This is a genomic window from Psychrobacter sp. (assembly GCF_035469765.1).
Classification (GTDB): Bacteria; Pseudomonadota; Gammaproteobacteria; order Pseudomonadales; family Moraxellaceae; genus Psychrobacter.
In genome coordinates this window covers 1-3,017 of sequence record NZ_DATIRM010000282.1, presented here as the reverse complement: position 1 = coordinate 3,017, position 3,017 = coordinate 1, and the positions used below count along the sequence as shown (strand labels likewise).

2 protein-coding genes are annotated in these 3,017 nt (G+C 42.1%); both read right to left on the bottom strand.

What is annotated here, in order from left to right:
• Positions 1-53: 53 nt before the first annotated feature.
• The gene (locus VLN09_RS08030) at positions 54-1,604 is read right to left on the bottom strand and encodes an acetyl-CoA hydrolase/transferase family protein (RefSeq protein ID WP_325245369.1); all 1,551 of its coding nucleotides are present in this window, start codon (positions 1,602-1,604) and stop codon (positions 54-56) included.
• 632 nt (positions 1,605-2,236) lie between these two features.
• The coding region (locus tag VLN09_RS08025; protein WP_325245367.1) for a YadA family autotransporter adhesin at positions 2,237-3,017 on the bottom strand (781 nt) is incomplete at its 5' end.

Below are 3,017 nucleotides of genomic sequence, written 5' to 3'. Positions count from 1 at the left end.
ACAAGGGGCTTTTTCATGTAAAGCTCGTTTATATTGCTATGATATCTATCGTCTTAAACAGCCACTTTATAAGCCGCTTTTTTGATACGCATATCACCAGTTTCAACGTAACGCTGATGCCATGATAATGCTTCGTCCAAGATATGTGGTGTTTGCATACCAGCAGTGTCTGAGGCACGATCAAAATAATCTTGCAACATTGGGCGATAGTCAGGATGGGCGCAGTTATCGATAATTGCTTTTGCACGTTGACGTGGAGATAGACCACGTAAATCGGCCAACCCTTGCTCTGTGACAATGACCATCACATCATGCTCAGTATGGTCATGGTGCGATACCATCGGCGTGATACAAGAGATAGCGCCATCTTTTGCCACTGATGGCGATACAAAGAATGACGTATAAGCGTTACGAGCGAAATCACCTGAGCCGCCCAAGCCATTCATCATGTTAGTACCCATGATGTGGGTTGAGTTGACGTTACCATACAGGTCACACTCAATCAAGGCATTAATTGCCAATACACCTAAGCGACGAGCCACTTCAGGGTGGTTGGTGATTTCTTGTGGGCGCAATACGATGCGCGCACGCAGCTCTTCGATATTGGCATTAAAACGCTCTAATGCATCTGGGCTTAATGACAGTGCAGTGGCAGATGCCATAGTCATTTTACCAGACATAATCAGATCTAACATACCGTCTTGCAATACTTCAGTGTAGCCAGTCAAATTCTCAAATGGGCTGTTTTGTAGTCCTGCCAATACGGCATTGGCTACGTTACCCACACCCGATTGTATTGGCAATAAATTTTCTGGCATGCGGCCTTTTTTGACTTCATCATGGAAGAAATCAATGATATGGCTGGCAATTTTGTTTGAGCATTCATCGGGATCAGCAAACTTGCTGTTGCGATCTGGCGAATTCGTTAAGACGACGGCAACCACTTTATCCAAATCACAATGTAGATATGGTACACCAATACGTCCGCCTGGAGTCACGAGTGGAATTGGCTTGCGATTTGGCGGCATACCGATATCATTATAGACATCATGCATACCCTCTAACATCAAGCTTTGCTGCGCGTTCACTTCTAAGATGATTTTGTCTGCATTTTCTAACCAGGCATTATTGTTACCGATAGAGGTCGATGGAATCAGGCGACCATCTGGCAAAATACCTGACACTTCGACGACCGCTATATGCATCTTGCCATAGAAACCAATGGTACTCTGCTGCGCCACGTGCGATAAATGCATATCAAAATAATGCGCTTCACCCGCGTTGATTTGTTTACGTAGAGCAGGCTCTGATTGATACGGCGTGCGCCACTTGATGCCATTCGCTTCTGCCAACACGCCATCACATTCGGTTGCGGTAGAAGCACCTGTCAATAAACCAATTTGAAAGTCTTCACCGCGCGCATGAGCCGCTTGCATATGTTTGGCAAGCGCAGCTGGTACGGCTTTTGGATAACCTGCACCGGTAAAGCCACTCATACCAACATTCATATCGTTTTTGATGAACGCTGCTGCTTGATCAGCCGTCATGACTTTTTTGCTTAGACCGTCGTGAAGTACGCGACCTTCATGATTTAGTGATGTCATACATTTTTTCCTAGTAACTTCCATATTAAAATCAAAACACTTCATAACAGAGCGTTTGATCCGAAACCAACAATAAAATACATTGATGCATATTAGCAACTTTCCCATAAAAAACAAGCTGAATGGCTTAAATTTACCTATAGAGATTTAATTCAAGCATATAAACTAACATTAGTTTATTTTCTGGATTTTTTATATAGAGTGCTTATTTATCTTTTTGTGGCAGTCAGGTGAGTTTTTCTTTATATCCGAGAGATACTCATACCGTAAGGCATAATGATTAAAAACCCTTCTCATCTATTTTTAAACACAATACACAATCGCTTTTAAACCCTATTTTTTAGAATATAAATCAAGAGCTTTGTGATTAATAACTATAGTCGATTCAATTTAAAAAGAATACAGTACTTCTAGGATAAATTTTTAGAAGCCTCTGGAGTGCGAAGCGCACAGCAAGCGAAGAAAGTTTATCCTAGCAGAACGCTATTTTGAACATACCTCTTTTATATTGAACTGACTATAGTTCTTGATATTGTTAGAATTTAATAAACATCCATCAAAAAAGCAAGGCATTTAGTGCCTTGCTTCTCCTATCTAATGAACAATTTGTAAGTATCGTTTGGCTTAGGTATTTAGTCAAAGTGGAAACCTGCACCGATTGCCGCACCTACGTTGCCTTGCGTATCTGCCGTACCGTTCAGCTTCATGACCCAACGGCCATCAGTAGACAGTTTCGAGAAGCCAATAGCGACGGCACTCTCACCATTATACGTTGCGATACCACCACCTATCATTGACTTACCAACGATGTAGGCTTGAGGCAATGAAGACATCGCCATAGCTGCTGAGATACCAGAGTTAGCATCGTCTTCCACTTCGCCAATCTTGTATCCTAACTCATTGATACTGTTGTCTAAATTTACACTAACTGCATCCAATTGACTAAAGTTCACAGCGTCTCTAGGTGCCATGCCATCAGCAACATTAGTGATCTTATTACCACCGTTATCAAGACCTTCGTTATTTAATATAACGGATTGATTAGGGCCATTTATAATAGTAACTCCACTATTACTCATGCTCGTATTACCAGTAGTGACTTTATCTAGGCTAATCTCACTGTTTAAGTCGAACTTGATACTGTTACTTTCTGCTGTGGTTGTGATGTTACTACCACCTTTGATGTTGAGCGTCTCACCAAACTTACGAGTAACAGGAGTGCCGCTATCACTCGCGAAGGTAATTTTTCTTTCTGACAGATCCTCAATAGACTGATTAGTAGCATGCAACTGACTACCATTAATCGCATCAGTACTGTTTGCATTAACTGCTCCAGCAGCAACGTGCTTGATCTGACGCTCACGCCCTACTGAGCCAATAGAGACTTGATCACCAACTCTCTGTGCAGCACCA